Below are 24,455 nucleotides of genomic sequence, written 5' to 3'. Positions count from 1 at the left end.
TATAACTCCTGTAATTTTGATTTTTTTGGTAGTTGGTAATTTTTTATTACCTATGAATCGCCAGCACTTTCAGCGCTGTCTTTCTCACCTTTAGCCACTGCTTGTAAAGACCGCGCCAGTGAACTGGGAACTTCGTTGATACCCACAGCAATCTTGGTAGCCAAGGCGTTGATTGCTCCCGCAATTTGGGCGATGAGTTGTTCCTTAGAAGGTAAGTCTCCTAATGCTTTGACATCAGGTTCTTTGAGCAGGCGACCTTCCATAACGCCGCCACGAAGTTCTGTCTTCTTGGTAGCTTTCTGGAAATCTTGGTAAGCTTTAATTGCCGAGCCAAAATCATCTTTGACCAGCAAAAAGGCAGAAGAACCTTTGAGTAATTCTGACATCGGCTGCCATTTTTGGTCGTCTTGAATGGCAATGCCCATTAAGGTGTTTTTTGTTACTTTACAAACAGCACCACTTGGACGTAGCCGCCGCCTCAAGTCAGTAATTTCAGCAACTGTTAGCCCTTGGTATTCAATTACTAGTGCTAAAGTTGACACGTTTAAAGTTTCTTTGAGGTCAGCTACTATCTCTTTTTTGTCTTCTATCGTTCTACCCATCTTCGTTTCACCTCCCAGGGCAAAATCATCGATTTTCCCGCATGTGTTTTATGTTCTGACCAACCCTAACAACAAACCCCAGCTACTTTAGCCGGGGTTTAGTAGAGACTCTTGATACAATAGCGATCGCACTTTTATAGGCGTCACTTTAGTATTTTTGTCTTTAACCTCGGCAGGATATTAAGCAATTAGCACCTGCTGTCTCCGGCTTGACTTATTTAATTAGGGGTTAGGGGCCTGGGGCTAGGTGTTAGAGGCTAGGGTAAATACAAACTTGTTATAATCCCCAGTCCCTAGCCTCTAATCCCTTCTACGCTGCTTCTGTCAGTTTCAAATCCCGTAGGGCGCTAATATCAACTCTAATCGCTGGCCCCATTGTGGCAGATACGTATACTGAACGCCAATAGCGTCCTTTTGCTCCTGCAGGACGGTTACGATCAATAGTCTCTTGCAACGCCTTTAAGTTGACTAACAAATCTTCTGGCGTGAAAGATGCCTTACCAAACATAACATGGACTATGCCGGTTCGATCAGCACGGAATTCTAGTTTACCAGCTTTAAATTCGGCGATCGCACTTGCTAAATCAAATGTTACTGTCCCACCTTTGGGTGAGGGCATTAAACCCCTTGGCCCTAAGAGTTTACCCAGCTTTGCTACCTGCGGCATTACATCTGGTGTCGCAATTAGCTTGTCAAAATCCATCATCCCTTTTTGGATTTGGTCAATTAATTCTTCTGAACCAGCTAAATCAGCACCAGCATTGGTTGCTTCTGTGACTTTTTCACCTCTAGCAATCACCGCCACCCGGACAATTTGCCCTGTTCCTTTAGGTAGTGCGACTGTTGTCCGCAACTGCTGGTCTGTATACTTGGGGTCAATCCCCAACCGGATATGTGCTTCTGCGGCTTCAGCGAATTTGGCTGTTGCTGTTTCTTTCAACAGCGATAAAGCTTCTACAGGTGCATAATCCCTGTCTTCTACTTTTGCTTGCAGTGCTTGCAAGCGACGCGATATTTTCTTTACCATTTTTCTCTCCTGGGGTAATTCCGAAGCTTTAGCCTCTCCCCCTAATTAATTTTGGATACTTCGACAAGCTCAGTACAAGTTTGAGATTGTTGATTTTAGATTGAGCTAAATTTTTCACTCAAAGCTTTTTAGTCGGCGATGGTAACACCCATATTCTTCGCAGTCCCTTCCACAATTTTCATCGCCGCCTCTATGTCGTTGGCGTTGAGGTCGGGTAGCTTTGTTTGAGCAATTTCTTGCAATTGTGCTCTGGTGATGTTTCCAACTTTCTTTTTGTTGGGTTCATTCGAGCCGCGCTCAATTTTTGCTGCCTTGCGGATTAATACTGATGCTGGCGGTGTCTTGAGTACAAAGGTGAAACTCCGGTCTTCAAATACCGAAATTTCTACTGGTATCACCATTCCGGCTTGGTCTGCTGTTTTGGCGTTGTACTCTTTGCAAAACATCATGATATTCACTCCATGCTGACCCAGTGCGGGTCCCACGGGTGGTGCTGGGTTGGCTTTTCCAGCATTCAGGGCCAATTTAATGACCGCTACGACTTTCTTCGCCATTTTTATTTAGCTCTGTTTCTCTACCTGATTAAATTCCAACTCTACTGGTGTATCACGCCCAAAAATTGATAACAAGGCTTTGAGCTTACTCCGTTCTGGAGATACTTCAATCACCTCACCTTCAAAATCTTTAAACGGACCAGAAAGCACGACTATCTTATCACCAGTAGCCATGTCAATTTTGACAACTGGCTCTTGTTCGCTAGTCTGCTTAAAAATACGTTCCACTTCTGAATGACCCAGGGGTAATGGCTTGACGTGGCCGCGGCCTTTACCGGTGCCACGTTTTTGTTCTGCCCCCACAAAGTTAATCACATGGGAGGTGTTTCTTACCACCTGCCATGTATCATCATCCATGATCATTCTTACTAGTACATATCCAGGGAAAACCTTTTCTTCCGTGTGTTGGCGGCTACCATCCTTACGAATTTTCACCGCTGGTGTGTGGGGAATTTCTACCTGAATAATTTTGTCAGCCACATCAAAAGTTTGGATGCGCTGTTCTATGTTTGTTTTCACACGCTTTTCACAACCAGAGGCTACTTGCACCGCATACCACCGCGCTTCTTTATACGCTGCGTCTGCGGCTTCCTCTGGTTGCAAAGGCGAGTTAATTGGTTCGTCTGTTGCAAAAGTCATCAGAATACCTGTTTTGCTGCCCAAGCAAACAATGCATCGACTAAATATATCAAAGACGCGGAGAGTGTCACCATTAACAACACGGCTGCTGATTCGCTCACCAATTGCTTACGACTAGGCCAGACTACTTTTTCCAGTTCTTCTTTGGTGCCCTGGAAGAAGTTGTTTAGGCTAAACCCATTTGCGTTTTCTGGGATTTCCGCTTCATTTTTTTTCGCCACTGCCGTTTATCCCCCGTTTGTGATTCAGCTAAAGGCTGCTAATTTTTCTCCAGGCTGACAGCTTGATTTAAGATCAATTTGACTGGAAGTAAAAAAGCTGCAAAATAATTATACCCGAAATAACGAGCATTGCCTGCTAATTTAGCAGTCATGTCCTTGTTTCGGGGTATTTTTTGCCTTTGAGCGCGCCCTGGAGGACTTGAACCCCCGACATCAGGTTTTGGAGACCTGCGTTCTACCAACTGAACTAAGAGCGCACAAGCTGTTTTTGGTTCAATAATTGCGCTGAACTTTTCTAAGTTTAACGCAATTCTGGTTTATTGTACCTTAACTTTTTTGAGGGAACAAATTAGCGGCATCTGCCGCTGTTGAGTTAAGCTTTCTCCCATACTTGGCACGGCTGGCTACAGAGGACGGTCAAAGCGCTGTTTGATCCGGGTAGCTTTGCCAACACGTTGGCGGAGATAATATAGTTTAGCACGGCGCACCTTCCCACGACGCAATACTTTGATGCTGTCGATGCGGGGGGAGTGGAGCAGAAATACGCGCTCGACGCCGACACCTTGAAATACGCGGCGCACTGTAATTGTTTCGTTAATACCGCCGTTGCGTTTGGCAATTACTACCCCTTCGTAGGGTTGCACACGATATTTATCACCTTCTTTAATCTTGACGCCGACTTTTACTGTATCGCCCACATAGATGTCGGGCAAATTAGATTTTAGTTGTTCCGCTTCGATGGAGCGGATGATTTCTTGAGCGTTCATGGCCTGTTCGTTTTCAAAAACCCACGATCATCAATCATAAATCCAGAACCGCTTGAGAGTCTAGTTATTTGCAGTCGCGAATTTTTGCCCGTCTTCGTGTGAGTGCTGAGGAAAGCTGAATTCTATTTCCAGAAGATAAATCTCAGGCTATAACTGGTGTAATTTCTCACAGTTATGTTTGTTGATTTCTTCGTTTCAGGTGGCAAATTTATGAAGTTCAGTGTCGTCATTACTACCTATAATCGCTTGGAATGGCTGCGACGCGCAGTTGATTCAGCATTGAATCAGACGCTCAACTGTGAAGTAGTAATTGTTGATGATTGTTCGTCTGATGGAACAGAAGCTTATGTGAAAAGCTTAGGTGAGGATGTTGTTTATCATCGTCATCTGGTGAACAAGGGTCACGCAGCTGCGGTGAATACGGGAGTAGAAACAGCTAGTGGTGATTGGATTAAGTTTTTGGATGATGATGATTACTTAGCGCCGAATTGTCTAGAAGAAATGGTGAGGGCGATCGCACTTCATCCTAGCGCTGTTATCTGCTCTTGTATAGCAGCTCAGGTGGACGGTAATCAAGTTGAACTGAGTCGCACTCCCAAATTAGGGACTGGGCTGGCTTTTTATATTCCCCAAGCAGATATTCACTATGGTATGCTCTTGGAACTTGTACCTTTTGGAACTCCTGTACAAGTTGCCTGTAAACGTGAAGCTTTTTTGCAAACTGGTGGTTGGGACTCGCAGCTTGACGCTAACTGCGATGATATTGATTCTTGGATTCGGATAGCTGCATTTGGCGACGCTATTTTTCTCAATCAGTGTCTGGCTTATCGGACAATTTGGACTGGCGCTTATAATCAAAAGTTTTCTTGGAATCAGCGCTTAGACACAAATGTGTTGATGAAAAAGAAAATTTACACTTTGGTTAACCAAAAATATTTAGCTCAAATACCTAGTTTTCAGACTACTAAAAGTTACTTAAGATTACATTGGTCTTTAGTAGCACTTAAACACGGCAGTTTGAAAAGCTTTATTTTGATGGTATACCCAACCTTGATTGTTCCTCTGGCATGGTGGATTTTACTGAGAAAAATAATGTTACGTAATATTAATAAACACGAAGTTGTGAACAAATTTGTGTTGATTGCTCTGTAACTTAATTAACCAGCTTTTTGAGCAATTCGGGAATTTGCGAAGGGCGTTCAGCGACTGGAACCTGAGCAGCTTTGAATGCAGTTAATTTATTTTGTGCTGTGCCGAAATTAGGATCACGGCCGATAATTGTGGCGAGGGTTCCTGTCTGACGCCAATGTTTCCCTGGTGGTGCTTGCGTACCTGCGATGTATGCAATTACTGGTTTATCAATTGCTTCGGCGATGTAGCGGGCTGCAGTTTCTTCACTATCACCACCCGGTTGACCAACTAAGACGATCGCCTGTGTGTTTTCATCTTCGTCGAGGATTTGCAGCCATTGCAAAAATGATGAACCAACGATCGCATCACTACCAATACTGACACTGATTGACTGCCCTAAACCAGCTTTTGTTAACTCGTAGGCGACTTCGTAGGTTAAGGTGGTGCTGCGACTAACGATTCCCACTGCGCCAGGGGTATAAAATTCACTGGGGTGAGTACCTAGGAGAATTTTCCCCGGAACAATAATTCCCGGACTATTGGGCCCTACCACTAAAGTTTCACCTGTCTCGGCTTTGCGGAGTAATTGCACCATGTCTAGAGGTGGGACACCAGCGGAGATAATAATAATCTGGCGAATATGAGATGCAATCGCTTCTAGGGCTGCATCCAAGACTTCATAAGGTTTAACGCAGATAATTGTTGTATCAATTGCTCCTAAATAATTTACTACTTCTTCAACTAAGTCGAATACTGGCAAACCATACAGCTTTTGTCCACCAAATCCGGGATTGACGCCAGCAACTAAATTTGTGCCATAAGCTTTCATTTGATTGATGTGAGTTGCTGAGATAAATTCACCAAAGCCTTGAATAATTACTTTGCTATCTGGGGTTAAGTTCATAAAATACTAAGGTAATACCATTTTAAATTTTGAATTTTGCGAAAAGTCGCTGCAAGCCTGTACCGTTGTTCCGTGTAATTTTTCTATCCCCAATGCTAAAGCTAATAGTAATAAAAGCGACACACGCACAGTGTCGTGTCATTTTAGATTTTATTTAAATAAAAAACTTATTTTTGAGAAATAATAAATTAGGGGTAAGGCGAATAAGAGCCAGAAAGAAAGTTGTTGATTTATTCTTACCCCTTAACCCGCACATCGCCAAAACTCTAATTATCTTTTGTAAGAAGCCACAGACTTAGCAAAACGGACTGCTTGTGCGACGGCTTCATCTAAATTTTCCACAACTGTGAGCACATCGCTCTGATTTTTGATTGTTGCTAAGTATTCTTTAGCAGCGTCGAAATCAGAACCAGCAAGACGGACAACTAAGCGGGGTGAATTAATTTCTCTTCTGCTTTTGTTTCCATTGGCGCGAGTAGCTTGTGGTTTGAGTTCGTTGTTGTGGTTTTGCAGAAATTTGACTATGACCTCGGCTAATTTTGTTGCCTGGGAAACACTACCCAGGAGATTAATTAGTATAACTTGTATACTTTTGTCGGTAGCGAGAATTTTCAAACCTTTTTCTAGGCGATCGCAAAAGGTCGTGGGCGACGTGTCGGTGAGGAAAGCATGGCGTAGATTCAAGCACACACCGGGCTTCCCGCCGCCATTGGCTACTAAATCTAGAGTGGCCATCACTGAGCCGGTACCGTTACCTAAGATACCGATTTTACCGTGCATTTCGACTCCATCCCAGTTACCTAAATGACCGTTTATCTCGCTACCAGTACTAGTGGTGATTATTTTTGCCATCATCTGGCTGAGTTCGGGATGACGACCGATGGCTCGCTCATTGACTCTGACTTTACCATTTAGAGCCATGACCTGACCTGTAGTGTTAACAGCGAGGGGATTGATTTCTACTAAGTCTAAATCTTGTTGCACAAATAACTGGTACATCTTCTCAACCACGCTGCTAATGGACTGCATTAGTGCTCCTTGCAAGCCCATTTTCAGTGCTAGTCGTCGGGCGTAGAATGGTGAAAATTCTTGCCCCACAACGACATAATGCATTTTTTCCCCTGCTGATTCCCAATCGATATCAGCTTCTTTACAACCTAAAAGTACTGGTCGGCAGACAGCAGTATCTAAAACTACTGCTAAATAAAATTCTTGTTGAGCATCGTACCGAGATTCTGCCAATACAACCTCTGGTAACTCACCCCAAATAGGCAAATTGAAGATGGTTTGAGCAGCGGCGATCGCATCGATTGTGGTTTCTACAACTCTCACTCCACCTGCTTTGGCCCTTTCAGCCGCATGTACCTGGGACTTGAGTACAATTGGATATTGAATTTTCAAACGCTTGAGGTCTGTCGGGTGGTCGATTCTTTGGGAGGGCAATACCGGAATGCCTATTTTCCCGAACCATTCTTTAACTTGGTACTCCAATAAATCCATGGACATGCACCTTGTATTGACACAATCAACAGCATTTCGTTGGTGCTATCTTCGACTGTTTGCAGCACCTTAATTCCAGAATCAGACTATGGACGATGATAAAAATTTACTTTTCACGAATTAATTTTATCGAATTCAGCCGTGGAGGCAAATGAACTTTTGGTTCTAACTACTATTAGCAGTTTAACAACATGTGCTTGATATTCCTAGTAAATTTGCTAGCCTTTCTGATTACCAGCATATTTGTCAAGAATCAATAACTCCATGTATTTTCTCTAATCTGAGGATAAATTTATGACTACTGTAGTGCAATTTATTTAACGATTAGTTGTATCAGCTACGCATCTCATTATTACGCATAGAGTAGTAAAAATGCTGAAAAACTTTCTTATTTCTAGATCTACCTTCAGTAAGATTCTTAAATGCTACCCATAGTACTACAAAAAGAATGCTTGGTAAAAATTAGGAATTTATGTTAAAAAATTGTTCTATCTGATTCTCTGACTGCGGTTGGTTAAACCGTGCATCTGTATTCAAAATACAACAGCCTGTCATTTTGTATCCTCGATCATCAGCACAAACATCTATAAAAGCAGCGGGAACAGTCCATGAGAGTAGCAGTCCAGCAGGAAGAACTACAGCTTTTAGCCAAAACTTTACAAGAACAGATATTGGCAAAAATTCCATCTGGTCAACTCTTCCAGGTGAAATGCGCTCTCAATAATGGCGAGTTAATGATCCTAACTCAACATCCAGCAAATGTAAAAGTTGATCTGGAAACGGTGTTGCAACTGCTAGAGGAAACACTCCAGTCCTTACCTAGCTATTGGGAGCAACCAGCAGTATGTTTTCTCAGAGTCTCCGGTGAAAAACGCCCCTATGCTCAACGGTTGCTCGCATGGAATGAGCAGAGGCGAGAAGAACAAGTGAAAGTAGATGAGGGTGATATATTCCAAAAATTTACTGATATACCCTTAACTTTTTCATCATCAGAACATCTGGGAGCGCCGAGAGAAGAAGCTTTTGAGCAGACTCGCCCAGAAACTGCATATATTTATGAATCTGATTCTGGTTTGGGAGCGCCTGAGGAGGAGATTTTTGATCCTTTGGCGGGTGGGCCGGATTTATTGACTGTTAAACCTCAGCGCCCGATCAAACCAATTTTATTGGGTGCGGCTTTAGGAGCGATCGCTCTTTTGGGAACTGGTGCTTACCTGTTAACCCGTCCTTGTGTAACTTCAGAGTGTCCAGAACTCCAGACGGCGAAACAAATCAACACAGAGTCTAGACAACTGATTGGCGCTGCTAGGTCTGAGCAAGAATTAGCACTGGTGCAGCAAAAACTAGAAACAGCTAGCTTATCTTTGGGTACAATTCCTAGCTGGTCGCCTCGTCACCAAGAAAGAGAAGAACTCAAAACGAGTTTGTTACAGAAGTCAGAAAAAATTAACACTACGATTAAAGCTTTACAGACAGCAACAGTAGCAGAGCAGTCAACTCAAACACCCGCCAAAAGTATAGAAGAATTACAAGCTAGACAGCAGATCTGGCGACAGGCGATCGCACCTTTGGAAGGGATCAATGCTGATAGCGAACTCTATGGGCTAGTGCAGCCAAAGTTACTGAATTATCGCACCAACCTAGCAAAAATCAATCAGCAGTTGCTCACAGAAGAAAAATGGCTGAAAAAATTGTCTGCAGCCAAAGCTGTAGCCAGTGTAGCTATTCAAAGAGAGACGACAGCTAAATCTTTAACTGACTGGCAAAAAGTGCAGTCCACTTGGCAGGTGGTAATTAATGCCCTCAATATCATCCCGCAAACTAGCTCAGGATATCAACCAGCGCAAAAGTTATTAGTTGAGTATAAACCGAAATTAGCAGCCGCGCGCGATCGCGCTACTCTCGAACAATTAGCCTTCAAAACCTACCAACAAGCCACCGGCACAGCTAACCAAGCTAAAGTTGCAGAAAACAATAAACAATGGCAAGCTGCAGTGGTGAGATGGGGTCAAGCTCTACAAGCTGCAAAACAAATTTCCCGCGAAAGTTTTTACTACAATCAGGCCCAGTCTTTAATAACGCCCTACTCCACAAATCTTAAACAAGCGCAAGAAAAATTTGCAGTTACTGGTAATTTACAGCAGACCCAAGCTGATCTCCAGAAAACCTGTACTAGAGAAATTCGGATTTGCACTTTCACGATCAATAACAGAGCAATTATTGTGCAATTAACCCGTGAATATGACCAAGTTAGGCAAAGTAGCTTGATTGATCCTAGTCTCCAAGATCCCACTAAAGCAATGAGTGCGAATAATCACTGGTATAACTTACAGGATGCATTGGCAGTCATTAGTGATAATGCTAGCCTGTCGCTGCTTGTTTATGATTCGCAAGGTAGACCAGTTTATAACCGCTCAAGAGTAGGGTGAGGTGCCAAATAATCAATTAATTATCTAATCAACTGTGCGCTTGAGTTAAAAAACTGACGACATAACCCCTTAGTCACTAAAAGTGTAGTCAGCAAGTTAGCTAGAGCCACCATAAATATGAGTGAGATTTCATAGGATACAGCATCCAAGGGTTGGACTCCGCCTAGTAACTGTCCTGTGGTAACTGGGGGTAGCGCAACCATACCTATAATCATCATTTGATTGAGAGTGGGGATCAATCCGGCTCTAATGGCGTCTTGGCGATATTGGTTAACTGCTTGCTGGGGAGTAGCGCCTAAGCTCAGGTGAGTTTCAATTTCCGATGGAGATGCATTAATGGTGTTAACCAACCGTTCGCCAGCGATCGCTGCAGCATTCATGGCATTACCTAATACTATTCCTGCTAGGGGAATCACGTAACGGGGTTCATACCATCTCTCTGGTTGAATAATCAAAAAGTTGGTGTAAAAAACAGTCACAGCCGTACTGAATAACATCGATCCCCAAACCCAAGGTAAGAGGCGGGGAATTTTTTGACTGATGCGGTTTCGTGCGACAATCGCGGTAATCGTCAGCATTACTGCTAAAGTTGCCAAAACTGCCACAGAGTTGTTCAAAGCAAAAATGATGTCGAAAACGTATCCGAAAACGAGTAATTGTAGAATAGTTCTGCCGGTAGCCAAGGCTATATTTAACTCTAGTCCTAGTTTTTCCCATGCAGATAAACCAATGGCGATCGCCATCAATCCTACAGCCATAGCCAAATCTACTAAATCTAGTTTGATCAGTTCTGGCATTGATTTTCTCTCTCCTTAGCTGATCATTATTTTGGACGACTGTCTTCAAACAGCTTTTTGATTAACAATTCAACAAGCAAATATTGACCGTCGAAGTGCATGTTTGTATCTTCAGATAAAATAAAAACTCATGATCCAAAGCGTAAATCCCATTCCTGCCTTTGATATCAAGCAGCAATACACCACTATTGAAGCAGATGTGAGTGCTGCTGTCTTGGAGGTTTTAGCTTCTGGTCGTTATATTGGCGGTCCCCTGGTAGCGGGTTTTGAAAAACAGTTTGCTGACTATCACGGTGTGACAGAATGTGTAGCGTGTAATTCTGGTACTGATGCTTTGTTTTTAGCGCTGCGTGCTTTAGAAATTGGTGCGGGTGATGAAGTAATTACTACACCTTTTACCTTTGTAGCTACAGCTGAGGTGATTAGTGCTGTAGGTGCAAAGCCGGTATTTGTGGATATAGATGCGACTACGTTTAATCTGGATTTATCGCAAGTAGCAGCAGCAATTACACCCAAAACCAAAGCCATTATCCCAGTCCACCTGTTTGGTCAACCTGTTGATATGACGGCGCTGATGGCGATCGCTCAATCTCATAATTTAGCAGTGATTGAGGATTGCGCTCAATCTACAGGCGCTAGCTGGGACGGAAAAAAGGTAGGTAGCATTGGTCATATTGGGTGTTTTAGTTTTTACCCCACAAAAAATCTCGGTGCTTGCGGTGATGGTGGTGCTATCACAACGAATGATCCGGCGATCGCTGCTCAGGTACGGATATTGAAGGAGCATGGCCAGAGAAATCGCTATGAATATGAAGACATTGGTGTTAATAGTCGGTTAGATGCCATCCAAGCAGTGATTCTCAGTATTAAGCTACGTTATCTCGATGATTGGAATCAACAACGACAGGCGATCGCTAGTTATTATCACCAGTTTCTCAGTCAAGTTGCTGGTATTACTGCGCCCCAGGAATTAGCTGGAGGTGTGAGTGTTTGGAATCAGTATACAATTCGCATCTCTAGTGAGGGGCGGAACGGTTCCAGCGCTACCTTTCGAGAATCGGTTCGTAGTCAATTGCAACAACGGGGAGTAAATTCGATGGTTTATTATCCCTATCCTTTGCATCTACAGCCAGTTTATCAAGATTTGGGTTATCAGCCGGGGCAATTGCCAATAGCAGAGCAAGCTTGTCACGAGGTTTTATCTTTACCCATGTTTCCCGAATTGACGCGCCAACAGCAAGACCAGGTGATTTATGCTTTAAAAGATAGTTTAGGGTGAAGGGTCTAGGGTATAGGAAGTGTGGGAGGTGTGGGAGGTGTGGGAGGTGTGGGAGGTGTGGGAGGTGTGGGAGGTGTGGGAGGTGTGGGAGGTGTGGGAGGTGTGGGAGGTGTGGGAGGTGTGGGAGGTGTGGGAGGAAGGAGAAGATCAAAAGCGTAAGCATAAATTCTTTTTTTCTCTCATCACCCCACACTCCCCACACTCCCCACCCCCCCATCCCCCCACCTTTCTAACCCCTAGCCTCTACTCTAGTTTTAGACAGTGCTTCTACTAAACCACGAACAGCGGCGATCATAGCGACTTCGCTGTTGAGTTGGTTGATAGCGGCGCCGACACCAACACCCGCAGCACCAGCTGCGATCGCTAGAGGTGCGGTAACGCTGGAAATACCGGAAGCACACAAAACGGGTACGGAAACGGCGTGGGAAATCTCAAAAGCTGCTGCTAAGGTGGGAGCAGCTTTTTCAATTAGTCCCAAGGAGCCAGAGTGAGTTGGTTGACTGCTAGTACCGCCTTCGGTTTGAATAATATCGGCTCCTGCTGTGACTAATTCTTCTGCTAGCTGTACTTGTTGATCTAGGGGCAGAATGTGAGGGACGGTAACAGATAAAGTAATTTCTGGGAGCAGAGCGCGGGTTTGGCGAGTTAGTTCTAGAACTTCTGGCGCATCAAAACGGCGTCCTTGAGCATAAAAACTATCAAAATTACCAATTTCAATTAAATCAGCGCCAGCTGCTACCACCTGCACAAATTTTTCTGGTTCAACTGCTGATACACAGATTGGTAAATTTGTAATCTTTTTCGCCAATTTTACTAAAGCAGGATCAGCGGCGATATCAACAAAAGTCGCACCACCCAAATCAGCAGCTTTCACCACCGCAGCAGTGCGATCGCTATCAAAGTTATGCAAACCGCTAATCACTTTCAGAGCATAGCGGTTGGTAAATGCACGTTGCAAAGAAGAATGCATTGTCATAGTTCGTTTTGTGGAGCTACGAAAGTAAGGTATATTCTATCGCTACTCAGTTGCAAAGAGGTTCTTGAGCAAACAGACAGATACAAATACGGTGATCAATTCGCTAAAGGCCAAATTCTGATCGCCTTGTCTTTGCTACCGCTGACTAAAATTTTGCCATCAGGACTGAAGGCGATCGCATAAACTTCTGCTGTGTGCCCCGTAAAGATATGTATGATCTGTCCTGTATTCAAGTTCCACAGTTTGACTGTTTTATCGTCGCTAGCTGTCGCAAAAGACTCACCGAGGGGATGAAAGGCGATCGCATTGACATCGGCTAAATGTCCTTCAAAGGCGCGAATCGCTTTACCTGTATTCAGATTCCAGAGTTTAATGATTCTGTCGTCACTGCTACTGAGCAATAACTGTCCGTTGGGACTGATGGCTAGGGCGTTGACATCAAGTTTATGGGCGGGAATTGTGCGTATTTCCTTACCAGTTTTGAAGTCCCAAATTTTAATTGTTCTATCGGCACTACCACTGACTATTTTTTCACCATTGGGACTAATGGCTACAGCTAAAATTTCCGCTGAATGACCTGTTAAGGTGCGGATTTCTTTTCCTGTGTTGAGATTCCAGATTTTGATGGTTTTGTCATAACTGACACTAACAATTGTTTTGCCATCTGGGCTGATAGCGAGAGAACTAATTAAGCTTTGATGTCCCTTTAAGGTGCGGATTTCTTTTCCTGTATTGAGATTCCAGATTTTAATGGTTTTGTCAATGCTACCGCTAACAACATTTTTGCCGTCTGGGCTGATAGCGACTGCATAAACTTTGCCAGAATGTCCTTTGAGGGTGCGGATTGCTCGTTTCTGCTGCAAATTCCAAATTTTCACGGTTTGATCGTCACTACCGCTAGCTAAGGTATTAGCCGATGCAGAGATTTGGTTGGGAGTACTATTAGATGAGGATAAGGGACGAAAGGATAAAGAATTAACTTCACTGGTATGACCATTCAGGGGTAATCCTTGCCAATACATATAGCCTCCCAACCCCAAAAGCAAGACAGCACCGCCCAATATCAATTTTTTGGGTATTTGGATTGAGGACTGAATTACAGTTGCGTGTGCGACTGGCGATCGCCCCGATTTTGAGAATAATGTTGTATTTTGTGGCTGTTTGTCTAAATCTTGGAGAACTTCATCAGCCGACTGATAGCGGTACTCCAGTTCTTTTTGTAAAAGCTTGTTTAATACATGCTGCAATTTTACAGATATGGGCGCGTGCAAATTTGCCTGCCAATTTGTCACCCAACTATAACCCTGTTCCATGTACAGATGAGAGGGATGGATTCCCGTCAGCAAAGAAAAGCACGTCACACCTAAACTAAATAAATCGCTAGCTGGATAGGCAAAACCATACTTCATTTGTTCCATCGGCGCGTAACCGTGGGAACCGATGCTCGTACCTGTATGCTCCACCGCCGCCACTGTGATATGCTTGGCAACACCAAAGTCAATCAGGACTAAATTTTCTCTCTCTCCTTGGGGATAAAAAGAATTGACTGGTGGTAAAGAGCGACGCATGATGTTATCTGGCTTAATGTCGCGGTGAATGACCTGATTTTCATGGACAAATTTGAGCACAGGTAATAATTCTCGCAAAAGTTGCCAAATCTTTTCTTCGCTAAAGATTCCCTGCTGTTGTAATTCTTGCTTTAAACTTTGCCCTTGGATGAACTGTTGCACCAGATATAAATAGTGGTCTTGTTCAAAATAAGCATACAAAGTAGGAATTTGGGGATGTTCTCCCAGTTGTTCCAAGCGCTGTGCTTCTTCCTGAAACAATTCTGTGGCTTTGTATAAAGCCTTGGTTCCTTGGACTTGCGGCGCTAACTGCTTGACAACGCAACGCGCTTTGAGCTTGTCTTCATCAGTGGCTAAAAAAGTTCTCCCAAATCCTCCACCCCCCAGTGATTGGATAATTTGATAGCGATCGCGTAGCAGTGGTATTAATTTTGTCCCGCAACTTTGGCAGAAATGAGCGCCATCAGCGTTGAGGGGTTGATTACAACTGGGATTGAGGCAGTAGATCATAAATTAAGTATCTATCAGCCGTTGTGCTCGATGATATGTATTTATTCAGCATGACTGCGGGCTGGCGTCAATTTTGCCAATGGTTGGACATGAGGTAATTTTAGAGCGATCGCCCACCAAATCCACTAAAAAACCCGATCACTACGACCAGGTTTTACAGAGGTATTTTCCCCAAAATTTATTAATACAAGTTATTTATAATTTAGCACTCTAGTAGTTAATACCACCTAGACTCTCACAATTTCGGTAAATTTATCATGAAACTGCCTTCTTAATTACATCCCAACCCCTAATCTCAACAAGATCTACTTGATTGCGCGTTGACCCAGGACGAACCTTGGTAGAGTGAAATTGTTAGAAAAACATCAAGTCGGCAGATTTTCACCTTAAAACATGGGCAGTATTTGGGAACTCGATTTTTACTCTCGTCCGATTCTGGACGAAAAACAGAAAAAAGTTTGGGAAGTTTTGATCTGTGAAAGTCCTTTAGACATCACCACACAAACACATTCTTTATTCCGCTATGCTCAATATTGCTCTAGTACCCAGGTAAATTCAGGCTGGTTGCGGACAGCATTACAAGAAGCGATCGCTGCGGCCGAAGAGCCACCCATCAAAATTCGCTTTTTTCGCCGCCAAATGAACAACATGATTACTAAAGCTTGTCAAGATGTGGGTATCCCCGCTCAACCTAGCCGCCGTACTTTAGTTCTCAACCAATGGATTCAACAACGCATGACAGAGGTGTATCCCCAAGAACCAGGATATCAAGCTGGAACTAACACTTCAGTGCGGTTAGAAAAACCTCTACCTCAACGTTTACCAGATGCTTTAGAGGGACAGCAATGGACATTTGTCACCTTGATAGCTAGTGATTTTACAGAGATGCCAGAATGGGATATTGGCTTTGGTGAAGCTTTTCCCCTAAATTTAGCTCAAATATCACCAGAAACCCGCATTCCCGGAATTTTGATCTTTTCTCCCAGAGCCTTACCTCTAGCAGGTTGGATGTCCGGTTTAGAGTTAGCTTTTTTAAAATATGACACCAGTGTCACTCCTCGATTGCTCCTAGAAACTGGTGCGACAGAAAGCTGGATTTTGGCAAATATTAAAAATTTACAAACTCAGTCAGAAGCAGAAGGCTTTGAAGCATCCAAGCAAAAAGCAAATGGAGTGCATTTTATTGGTGTGCAATCCAATCCTCAAGCACAATCCTTCGCCGGGTTTTGGCTTCTACAAGAAGTTAATTTACCATAAAGGACTTTGAAGATGAATCATAACTAACTCTTGACCCTTGAGTTGGAATACATGCAGATAAACGTCCATGATTTGGGATAATTAACAGCGTCCGTCTGTGGTTCAAGATCCAACGTCCATAATTCACCGAGGGTCATGGTTTCTGAAAATTTGTCACAAGATACACTAGCAGAACAACTGCTGGAATTAGCTATTAAATCAGGAGCAGAAGCAGCTGAAGTGTATCAGTCGCGATCGCTTTCTCGACCGATATTTTTTGAGGCTAATCGACTTAAGCAAGTGGAAACCAGCCAATCTGAAGGTACAGTGTTGCGGCTATGGCGCAATGGACGCCCTGGGCTAACGGTGGCTTATGGTGCTGTCTCACCTCAAGCAATGGTGGAGCGATCGCTGGCGTTGAGTCAACTTAATCAACCCGAATCGGCAGATTTAGTCGGTAATTTTCAGCCATCCTACCCCAATTTGGGAAACAGCGTGCCTATTGAGGTGTTGATCAATTGGGGTAAAGAAGCGATCGCTTTAATTAAAGATGTTTATCCTGATGTGTTGTGTAACAGTGATTGGGAATGCGATGTGGAAAGCACTAGGCTGATCAACACTCAGGGTTTAGATTGCTACTATACCGATACCACTCTCAGCTGTTACATGTCCGCTGAATGGGTGCGGGGCGATGATTTTTTGAGTGTCTCTGATGGTCAAACCCAGAGAAATGAACTACAACCGGAAAAACTAGCTCAACAAATTTTACAACGGCTAATGTGGGCTAGAGAAAATGTCAAAGCTCCTAGTGGTCGCGTCCCTGTATTATTTACATCTAAAGCTGCTGATATGCTTTGGGGCGCTATCCAAGCAGCTTTAAATGGTAAACGAGTCTTAGAAAAAGCTTCCCCTTGGGCGAATCGTTTAGGTACACTAGTAGTCGCTCCTAGCCTCACTCTTTACCAAGACCCAGAAGCAGGGCCTTACAGTTGTCCTTTTGATGATGAAGGTTCACCCACTCAAGCTTTAGTGTTTGTCCGCAACGGGATTTTAGAACAATTTTATAGCGATCGCACTACCGGACGCCAACTAGGTATGAGCAGCACTGGTAATGGTTTTCGCCCCAATTTAAGTAGCTATCCCACTCCTGGTTTATACAATTTTTTGATCCAGCCCAGTTCCCCATCTCTAGAAAATTTGATTGAACAGATGGATGATGGCTTGATTGTGGATCAAATGTTGGGAGGTGGTAACGGCATTTCCGGCGATTTCTCCATCAATATTGACTTAGGCTATCGTGTGCAAAATGGCAACGTGATCGGACGTATTAAAGATACGATGGTAGCTGGCAATATTTACTCAGCCCTCAAACAATTAGTTAGTCTAGGTGGTGACGCCCAATGGAATGGCTCTTGTTATACTCCTTCTTTGATAGTTGAAGGACTATCAATTACTAGCAAAAATTCGTAAGTTATGAGTATCACAAATTAGCTTGACTGTTGAGTCAACAAATTTCCCACAAATAAAAACAACGTAGCTGACTGCTAGCTACGATGCAAAAATAGATACAAAACCCTCTTTTTTATAGCTGGGGTAACTTGATAATTTATACTCCATACTTTTATTATGTCGCTTCCTGTTCTAACTCAGCGCTTTCGCAGTTTGTGGCAGCCAAGAAGAGGTTTAGCGATCGCAGAAGCTTCCATTATCGGTCTTGTAGCTGCACTCTCAGCAGTGTTTCTCAAGGCAGGTTCAGGATGGTTAGGCACCTGGAGAGTCCATAGTACCCACTTTTTACCAGCCTGGATTGCTCTCCCTCTAGTTGGTATGAGTTTCGGTTTTCTCGCAGGTTGGTTAGTACAAAGATTTGCACCAGAGGCTGCTGGTAGTGGTATCCCTCAAGTAAAAGCATCTCTTGCCAATGTGCCCATTAATCTATCCTGGCGCGTGGCTACCGTAAAATTGCTGAGTGCCATGATTGCTCTAGGCTCCGGAATCACTCTAGGGCGTCAAGGCCCTACGGTCCATGTTGGTGCAGGTTTAGCCGCTGGTTTGAGTCGTTGGGTTCCCACTTCACCAGATCATCGCCGACAAATGATCGCTGCAGGTGCAGGTGCGGGTTTAGCAGCTGCATTTAACGCCCCCATCGCAGGTGTGTTGTTTATTGTGGAGGAATTACTCCATGATCTATCAGGGTTGACTTTAGGCACAGCTATCATCGCTTCATTTATTGGTGGAGTCATCTCTCGGTTACTCGGCGGTAGCAGCCTAGATTTGAATCTGCAATTAGTACAGTCTTCTAGTCAATTCTCCATTCCCGAAATTCCTTTTTTTCTGATTTTAGGTATTTTAGCGGGTTTATTGGGTGCATTGTTCAATTTGGGATTAGTTTTTAGTATAAAAACTTATCGCAGATTACACGTTAGTTTACCATTAAGGGTAGCTTTAGCTGGCTTAATTTCTGGTATTGTCGTAGCTATCCTCCCTGACTACTTCCGTGATAATACAGGGTTAAGGGAGTATGTAATTACTGGTGAGGCTAACGCTTTTCTCGTAGCGATCGCTTTTGTAGCTCAGTTCATTCTCACCTTAGTAGCATTTGGTTCCGGCGCCCCGGGTGGATTATTTGCTCCTAGTTTGATTTTGGGTTCTAGTCTAGGCTGCTTGGTAGGTATAGCTGAAGGTAACATTTTAGGCGATAGTTCCCCGACTACCTATGCTTTGGCCGGAATGGGAGGCTTTTTCAGTGCGGTTTCTAAAGTGCCAATCACAGCGATCGTGATTGTATTCGAGATGACTACAGATTTCAATCTAGTTCTACCTTTAATGATTGTATCTGTGACGTCCTATTTAGTTGCAGAAAAAGTAGTCCCTGGCTCACTGTATGAAAAGCTTTTACTCTTAAACGGCATCACACTCGCTCAAGAAGTATCTGTAGATGGCATATTAGCAAAATTAACTGCCAAAGACGTCATGCAGCAACGAGTAGAAACTCTAGATGCAGATATGACGTTAGATGAAGTCAAACAAGCATTCGCCCATTCCCATCATCGCGGCTTCCCCGTAGTAGAAGACAACAAATTAGTGGGAATTGTCACGCAGTCAGATTTACTGAAAATGCGTGAACTCAACTTAGACAACGAAACTGCTTTGCGAACAATCATGACTAGCAGTCCGGTGACGGTAACGCCAACCCACAACCTCAGCAATGTACTATATCTCCTTGATCGCTATCAAATCAGCCGCTTACCAGTTATAGAAGGACGAAAACTTATTGGGATCATTACTCGTGCAGACATTATTCGCGCAGAAGCAGACCATCTTAATGGTGAGAATACTGCACCAGGGCCACGTCCTGAACCTTCCTATGTAGTTTATCAAACGAGATCGCCCAACCTCGGTAGAGGTAGATTATTGGTGACAGTAGCGAATCCCGAAACAGCCGCTACTCTCCTACAAATGGCTGCAGCCATCGCCCGCGATCGTCATTATGAGATCGAATGTGTACAAATAATTCCGGTGTCACGCCACACTTCCCCAGCCGAAACCTCAGTCAGAACAGCTAAAAGTCGTCGCTTATTACGACAAGCAGAAGTCCTAGCGAAAAAATGGCACATTCCCCTACATACGCAAATTCGAGTTGCTCATGATGTCGCTCAAGCAATCATAGAAACAATCAACGAACGACACATCGACCTCATCCTCATGGGTTGGAAAGGTAACACATCCACTCCAGGGAGGATTTTCGGCAATGTTGTAGACACCATCATTCGTCAAGCCACTTGCGAGGTTGTTTTGGTTAAATTAGGTAACGCTCAACACTCATCTCTTATTCCTCTGCACTTTAACCGTTGGCTAGTACCCATGGCTGGTGGTCCCAATGCGCGATTGGCTATTAAATTACTCCCGGCTTTAGTAACTTTAGGCAATAATCCTCAAATTCGCCTCACAAGAGTGTTTAAGCCTTTGGAATTAGAACCAGACATGACAGTCTTGGAACAAGCCACCCGCCATCTGATTCGTCGCCGAAAATTATCGAGTACTGTAATTGCTCTACCTGTTAAGGCTGATTCTGTTTCCCAAGGCATAATTGACCTCGTAAAAACCGAAGGTTACGAGGTAGTCGTTTTAGGTGCTTCCCGTGAAGGGTTATTGCAACAAGCGATTCAAGGTAACATTCCCGAGGCTATCGCCTCTGGTGTCGACAGTACCGTCATTTTAGTCAGAGGCGCGATTAGCAATTAGAAATTCCAAAACTGATTATTAATATTCAGTGATTCATTAATCACTGTACATAGTAAACCTTAACCCGCTTGTCAAAATTTATTTATCTGAGACTTTTATACATCTAACCTTTAACAATAGCCAAATCACAGAGATTTTTTACTCTTATTTTCCCGGTCGCTTCATAGTTCTGAGTGATAAAAATTACCTCATTTAGTTAATAAATTTGTTAAGTAATTAAGTGATGCAATTTTTACACTAAAAATACCACAGTACTTTACTTGACAAAATAGCTATAAGATTCATCAAAACTTCAGAAAGAAAAACTTTGTAACCTATCCTGAAAGAGCTAAAGTTTTGTTAAGATGCAAATGCTATTAGTTTCTCAACGGAATACACCAATTCGGCTGTGGAGAAATAAAAAGCAACAGCAGCATAGAGTTCAAAAGGTGAAGCAATGACCACCTATATATTTTTTGATGAAGCCCTCCACATGTTAGCTAATGCCTATTTGATATCAGCTACCCTGCTAATCGCAGCCTCTGGTATAGGATTAGCAGTTATGGAAACGTTAGAAAAGACTGGAGAACGCTAAGGTTAAAACCAGCGATGTACTTAAAATGACCGAAAACCTATTGATAGCGGGTGTTCGCTGTGCATAAATCCTGGGAACAATAAACTATGAAAGTCTCACAGCGTTACAGCCTATCTGGAAGTTGGAAAACGTGCAGGTGACCGTACCGCTAACGAGACATTAATCAAGGAACAAACCACAATGAGTTTATTAGACACAGTTTTATGTACAGAAAACAAAACGCAGGTAAAGTTGAGTCCAGCGGAAGCTGTCGCTGCAATAACTTTGGCTGTGACAGCAGCAGACGGCTATCCATCTAAAGATGAAGCAAATTGGATATTTTCCACCCTATATCAGATGAAGCTGTTTAGAAGCTACCCCAAAGAATTAATGGATAGGCTCTTCGAGAACATACTCAGCATTCTTCAACGCGACGAGATGAATTCTCTGTTTAATGCAGCCAAAGAATCCCTATCTCAAGAATTGCGCGAGGCCGCCTTCGCCGTAACAACCGATATCTTACTAGCTGAGGGTACGGTGAGTGAAGAGGAAAAAACGTTTCTTGACGATCTACATCAAGCCTTGGGCATTTCCAGCGAGATAGCAGTACAGATAGTACAAGTAATTTTGATCAAAAACCGTGGATAAAACTCCGTACATGGCGACGCAAAGCAAGTTTTTACCATTGCTTTCACAAAAAAAACGTCCGCCCGCTGATTTAGTACTTTAACTTAAGCTAACTTCACAATACCCGTAGTAGTTGCTAAATAAGTAGTGTGCCCTAAATATTGAGTTGAAAGTCTCAAATAAAAAATTTTTTTTATCGCTTGACAACAACAATAAGTCTTGTTATATTAAACAAGTGCAAAGGCGAAGAGAGCCTTAGCCACAGAACCGGGACAAAAAAATACTTTGAAAGCTTAAAAAAACCAATCCTCGTCAACAAGCTTAATTTTGGATAGAGTCCAAGGTTAAAATTGTATTTGTTCAGGATTCTGGAAATATTTTTTTCAGACATTCAAACTCAAAACACAACAAAACGGAGAGTTTGATCCTGGCTCAGGATGAACGCTGGCGGTATGCTTAACACATGCAAGTCGAACGGAATCTTCGGATTTAGTGGCGGACGGGTGAGTAACGCGTGAGAATCTGGCTTCAGGTCGGGGACAACCACTGGAAACGGTGGCTAATACCGGATGTGCCGAAAGGTAAAAGGCTTGCTGCCTGAAGATGAGCTCGCGTCTGATTAGCTAGTTGGTAGAGTAAGAGCCTACCAAGGCGACGATCAGTAGCTGGTCTGAGAGGATGATCAGCCACACTGGGACTGAGACACGGCCCAGACTCCTACGGGAGGCAGCAGTGGGGAATTTTCCGCAATGGGCGAAAGCCTGACGGAGCAATACCGCGTGAGGGAGGAAGGCTCTTGGGTCGTAAACCTCTTTTCTCAAGGAAGAATAAAATGACGGTACTTGAGGAATAAGCATCGGCTAACTCCGTGCCAGCAGCCGCGGTAATACGGAGGATGCAAGCGTTATCCGGAATGATTGGGCGTAAAGCGTCCGCAGGTGGCTGTGTAAGTCTGCTGTTAAAGAGCAAAGCTCAACTTTGTAAAAGCAGTGGAAACTACACGGCTAGAGTGCGTTCGGGGCAGAGGGAATTCCTGGTGTAGCGGTGAAATGCGTAGAGATCAGGAAGAACACCGGTGGCGAAAGCGCTCTGCTAGGCCGCAACTGACACTGAGGGACGAAAGCTAGGGGAGCGAATGGGATTAGATACCCCAGTAGTCCTAGCCGTAAACGATGGATACTAGGCGTGGCTTGTATCGACCCGAGCCGTGCCGGAGCTAACGCGTTAAGTATCCCGCCTGGGGAGTACGCACGCAAGTGTGAAACTCAAAGGAATTGACGGGGGCCCGCACAAGCGGTGGAGTATGTGGTTTAATTCGATGCAACGCGAAGAACCTTACCAAGACTTGACATGTCGCGAATTGGAGTGAAAGCTTCAAGTGCCTTCGGGAGCGCGAACACAGGTGGTGCATGGCTGTCGTCAGCTCGTGTCGTGAGATGTTGGGTTAAGTCCCGCAACGAGCGCAACCCTCGTTTTTAGTTGCCATCATTAAGTTGGGCACTCTAGAGAGACTGCCGGTGACAAACCGGAGGAAGGTGGGGATGACGTCAAGTCAGCATGCCCCTTACGTCTTGGGCTACACACGTACTACAATGCTACGGACAGAGGGCAGCAAGCTAGCGATAGCAAGCAAATCCCGGAAACCGTAGCTCAGTTCAGATCGAAGGCTGCAACTCGCCTTCGTGAAGGAGGAATCGCTAGTAATTGCAGGTCAGCATACTGCAGTGAATTCGTTCCCGGGCCTTGTACACACCGCCCGTCACACCATGGAAGCTGGCAACGCCCGAAGTCATTACTCCAACCTACGGGAGGAGGATGCCTAAGGCAGTGCTGGTGACTGGGGTGAAGTCGTAACAAGGTAGCCGTACCGGAAGGTGTGGCTGGATCACCTCCTTTTAGGGAGACCTACCCACTCGAATATCGAGGCAAGAAACTCAAGTAGATATCGAGTTGGTCTAACCTAGGTCGGTCGCAGATTGGTAAATAGCTTTCAAAGTATTACTCCGGTGATTTAGGCGATTTATAAGAAGAATTCAGCAAAGTGGCGAAAGCCAGACTGCTGGGTGAAACTCAGCCAGAACCATGAAAACTGCATAGTAACGCGAAAAAAAAGCAGGCAGACACGTAAAGTGTTTGCTATGAAAAAGTGGTCAAGCTAATAAGGGCTCATGGTGGATACCTAGGCACACAGAGGCGAAGAAGGACGTGGTTACCGACGAAATACTCCGGGGAGTTGGAAGCAAACATTGAGCCGGAGATGTCCGAATGGGGCAACCCTAAATACTACCTGCTGAATATATAGGCAGGAAAGAGCCAACCCAGCGAACTGAAACATCTTAGTAGCTGGAGGAAGAGAAATCAAAAGAGATTCCCTGTGTAGTGGTGAGCGAAAGGGGAAAAGCCTAAACCAAAGGGTACACCTTTTGGGGTAGTGGGACAGCAACATCGAATCTAGCGGTTAGATGAAGCAGTTAAATACTGCACCAGAGAAAGTGAAAGTCTTGTAGTCAAAAACTCAAGGATAGAAGCTGAATCCCGAGTAGCATGGGGCACGAGGAATCCCATGTGAATCAGCGAGGACCATCTCGTAAGGCTAAATACTACTGTGTGACCGATAGAGAACAAGTACCGCGAGGGAAAGGTGAAAAGAACCCCGGAAGGGGAGTGAAATAGAACATGAAACCGTGAGCCTACAAGCAGTGGGAGTCCGATTAAACGGATGACCGCGTGCCTGTTGAAGAATGAGCCGGCGACTTATAGGCACTGGTAGGTTAAAGCGAGAATGCTGGAGCCAAAGGGAAACCGAGTCTGAAAAGGGCGAAGTATCAGTGTTTATAGACCCGAACCCTGGTGATCTAACCATGGCCAGGATGAAGCTTGGGTAACACCA

The 24,455-nt window shown here is 44.1% G+C and carries 20 protein-coding genes, 1 tRNA gene, 2 rRNA genes and 1 other annotated feature (1 of these 24 only partly in view); of the genes, 11 read left to right on the top strand and 12 right to left on the bottom strand.

Translation table 11 applies throughout. The annotated features are described in order from the left end of the window. Window positions 1-50 precede the first annotated feature (50 nt). From rplJ to rplS, 7 genes are all read right to left on the bottom strand, one after another. Window positions 51-602, bottom strand: a complete 552-nt coding sequence (gene rplJ, locus MIC7126_RS0114215; protein ID WP_017653822.1) for a 50S ribosomal protein L10 — start codon at window positions 600-602, stop codon at window positions 51-53. A 61-nt stretch (window positions 603-663) separates the two neighbouring features. Continuing rightward, window positions 664-828: a sequence feature (ribosomal protein L10 leader region), on the bottom strand. Window positions 829-912: 84 nt separating this feature from the next. Beyond that, window positions 913-1,629 carry a 50S ribosomal protein L1 gene (gene rplA, locus MIC7126_RS0114210; RefSeq protein WP_017653821.1) on the bottom strand — a complete coding sequence of 239 codons (717 nt, stop codon included), beginning with the start codon at window positions 1,627-1,629 and terminating at the stop codon, window positions 913-915. Window positions 1,630-1,757: 128 nt separating this feature from the next. Further along, a complete protein-coding gene (gene rplK, locus MIC7126_RS0114205) occupies window positions 1,758-2,183 on the bottom strand; it encodes a 50S ribosomal protein L11 (protein WP_017653820.1) in 426 nt (141 codons plus the stop codon). 6 nt (window positions 2,184-2,189) lie between these two features. Further along, a complete protein-coding gene (gene nusG / locus MIC7126_RS0114200; RefSeq protein ID WP_017653819.1) occupies window positions 2,190-2,822 on the bottom strand; it encodes a transcription termination/antitermination protein NusG in 633 nt (210 codons plus the stop codon). Continuing rightward, window positions 2,822-3,043 carry a preprotein translocase subunit SecE gene (gene secE / locus MIC7126_RS0114195; RefSeq protein WP_017653818.1) on the bottom strand — a complete coding sequence of 74 codons (222 nt, stop codon included), beginning with the start codon at window positions 3,041-3,043 and terminating at the stop codon, window positions 2,822-2,824. Before secE ends, nusG begins: the two co-directional genes overlap by 1 nt. A 184-nt stretch (window positions 3,044-3,227) precedes the next feature. Further along, a tRNA-Trp gene (locus MIC7126_RS0114185) sits at window positions 3,228-3,300 on the bottom strand. 147 nt (window positions 3,301-3,447) lie between these two features. Further along, window positions 3,448-3,810, bottom strand: a complete 363-nt coding sequence (gene rplS, locus MIC7126_RS0114180) for a 50S ribosomal protein L19 (protein ID WP_017653816.1) — start codon at window positions 3,808-3,810, stop codon at window positions 3,448-3,450. A 210-nt stretch (window positions 3,811-4,020) separates the two neighbouring features. On the opposite strand from rplS, the gene MIC7126_RS0114175 reads away from it, so the two are divergent. Continuing rightward, on the top strand, window positions 4,021-4,962 hold the full coding sequence (locus tag MIC7126_RS0114175) for a glycosyltransferase family 2 protein (RefSeq protein WP_017653815.1): 942 nt from the start codon (window positions 4,021-4,023) through the stop codon (window positions 4,960-4,962). A 1-nt stretch (window position 4,963) separates the two neighbouring features. On the opposite strand, the gene MIC7126_RS0114170 is transcribed toward MIC7126_RS0114175, so the two are convergent. Together MIC7126_RS0114170 and MIC7126_RS0114165 are read right to left on the bottom strand one after the other, a co-directional pair. After that, window positions 4,964-5,845 carry a succinate--CoA ligase subunit alpha gene (locus MIC7126_RS0114170; RefSeq protein ID WP_017653814.1) on the bottom strand — a complete coding sequence of 294 codons (882 nt, stop codon included), beginning with the start codon at window positions 5,843-5,845 and terminating at the stop codon, window positions 4,964-4,966. A 270-nt stretch (window positions 5,846-6,115) separates the two neighbouring features. Further along, window positions 6,116-7,345, bottom strand: coding sequence for a succinate--CoA ligase subunit beta (locus MIC7126_RS0114165; protein WP_017653813.1), 1,230 nt, complete (start codon window positions 7,343-7,345; stop codon window positions 6,116-6,118). Window positions 7,346-7,953: 608 nt separating this feature from the next. Here MIC7126_RS0114165 and MIC7126_RS0114160 point away from each other — a divergent pair. Beyond that, window positions 7,954-9,774, top strand: coding sequence for a hypothetical protein (locus tag MIC7126_RS0114160; RefSeq protein WP_017653812.1), 1,821 nt, complete (start codon window positions 7,954-7,956; stop codon window positions 9,772-9,774). 20 nt (window positions 9,775-9,794) lie between these two features. Here the strand turns inward: MIC7126_RS0114160 and MIC7126_RS0114155 are convergent, their stop codons facing one another. After that, a complete protein-coding gene (locus MIC7126_RS0114155) occupies window positions 9,795-10,571 on the bottom strand; it encodes an ABC transporter permease (protein ID WP_017653811.1) in 777 nt (258 codons plus the stop codon). A gap of 130 nt (window positions 10,572-10,701) precedes the next feature. Here MIC7126_RS0114155 and MIC7126_RS0114150 point away from each other — a divergent pair, with 130 nt between their 5' ends. Together MIC7126_RS0114150 and MIC7126_RS31575 are read left to right on the top strand one after the other, a co-directional pair. Beyond that, a complete protein-coding gene (locus tag MIC7126_RS0114150; protein ID WP_017653810.1) occupies window positions 10,702-11,850 on the top strand; it encodes a DegT/DnrJ/EryC1/StrS family aminotransferase in 1,149 nt (382 codons plus the stop codon). A gap of 21 nt (window positions 11,851-11,871) precedes the next feature. Continuing rightward, window positions 11,872-12,009 (top strand): hypothetical protein, encoded by a 138-nt coding sequence (locus MIC7126_RS31575; RefSeq protein WP_017653809.1) that lies wholly within the window; start codon window positions 11,872-11,874, stop codon window positions 12,007-12,009. Window positions 12,010-12,079: 70 nt separating this feature from the next. Here the strand turns inward: MIC7126_RS31575 and MIC7126_RS0114140 are convergent, their stop codons facing one another. Beyond that, window positions 12,080-12,826 carry a DUF561 domain-containing protein gene (locus MIC7126_RS0114140; RefSeq protein ID WP_017653808.1) on the bottom strand — a complete coding sequence of 249 codons (747 nt, stop codon included), beginning with the start codon at window positions 12,824-12,826 and terminating at the stop codon, window positions 12,080-12,082. A 95-nt stretch (window positions 12,827-12,921) separates the two neighbouring features. Then, window positions 12,922-14,904, bottom strand: a complete 1,983-nt coding sequence (locus MIC7126_RS0114135; RefSeq protein ID WP_017653807.1) for a WD40 repeat domain-containing serine/threonine-protein kinase — start codon at window positions 14,902-14,904, stop codon at window positions 12,922-12,924. 393 nt (window positions 14,905-15,297) lie between these two features. On the opposite strand from MIC7126_RS0114135, the gene MIC7126_RS0114130 reads away from it, so the two are divergent. From MIC7126_RS0114130 to MIC7126_RS0114100, 7 genes are all read left to right on the top strand, one after another. Further along, window positions 15,298-16,161: a Tab2/Atab2 family RNA-binding protein gene (locus tag MIC7126_RS0114130; protein ID WP_017653806.1), complete on the top strand. Its 864-nt coding sequence runs from the start codon at window positions 15,298-15,300 to the stop codon at window positions 16,159-16,161. Between the two features lie 135 nt (window positions 16,162-16,296). Next, a complete protein-coding gene (locus MIC7126_RS0114125; protein WP_017653805.1) occupies window positions 16,297-17,610 on the top strand; it encodes a TldD/PmbA family protein in 1,314 nt (437 codons plus the stop codon). A gap of 156 nt (window positions 17,611-17,766) precedes the next feature. Then, window positions 17,767-20,385, top strand: coding sequence for a chloride channel protein (locus MIC7126_RS0114120; RefSeq protein WP_017653804.1), 2,619 nt, complete (start codon window positions 17,767-17,769; stop codon window positions 20,383-20,385). A gap of 436 nt (window positions 20,386-20,821) precedes the next feature. Then, window positions 20,822-20,959: a hypothetical protein gene (locus MIC7126_RS31275; protein WP_017653803.1), complete on the top strand. Its 138-nt coding sequence runs from the start codon at window positions 20,822-20,824 to the stop codon at window positions 20,957-20,959. 180 nt (window positions 20,960-21,139) lie between these two features. Beyond that, window positions 21,140-21,586 (top strand): tellurite resistance TerB family protein, encoded by a 447-nt coding sequence (locus MIC7126_RS0114110; protein ID WP_017653802.1) that lies wholly within the window; start codon window positions 21,140-21,142, stop codon window positions 21,584-21,586. Between the two features lie 388 nt (window positions 21,587-21,974). Further along, window positions 21,975-23,461 (top strand): 16S ribosomal RNA (locus MIC7126_RS0114105). Window positions 23,462-23,713: 252 nt separating this feature from the next. Beyond that, window positions 23,714-24,455: ribosomal RNA gene (locus tag MIC7126_RS0114100) — 23S ribosomal RNA — on the top strand (it continues 2,080 nt past the right edge of the window). The 16S and 23S rRNA genes sit together here, the layout of an rRNA operon.

This window comes from Fortiea contorta PCC 7126 (genome assembly GCF_000332295.1).
In the GTDB taxonomy this organism is placed as follows: Bacteria; Cyanobacteriota; Cyanobacteriia; order Cyanobacteriales; family Nostocaceae; genus Fortiea; species Fortiea contorta.
The sequence above is the reverse complement of the archived record's forward strand: the minus strand, read 5'-3'. Positions and strand labels throughout refer to the sequence as shown.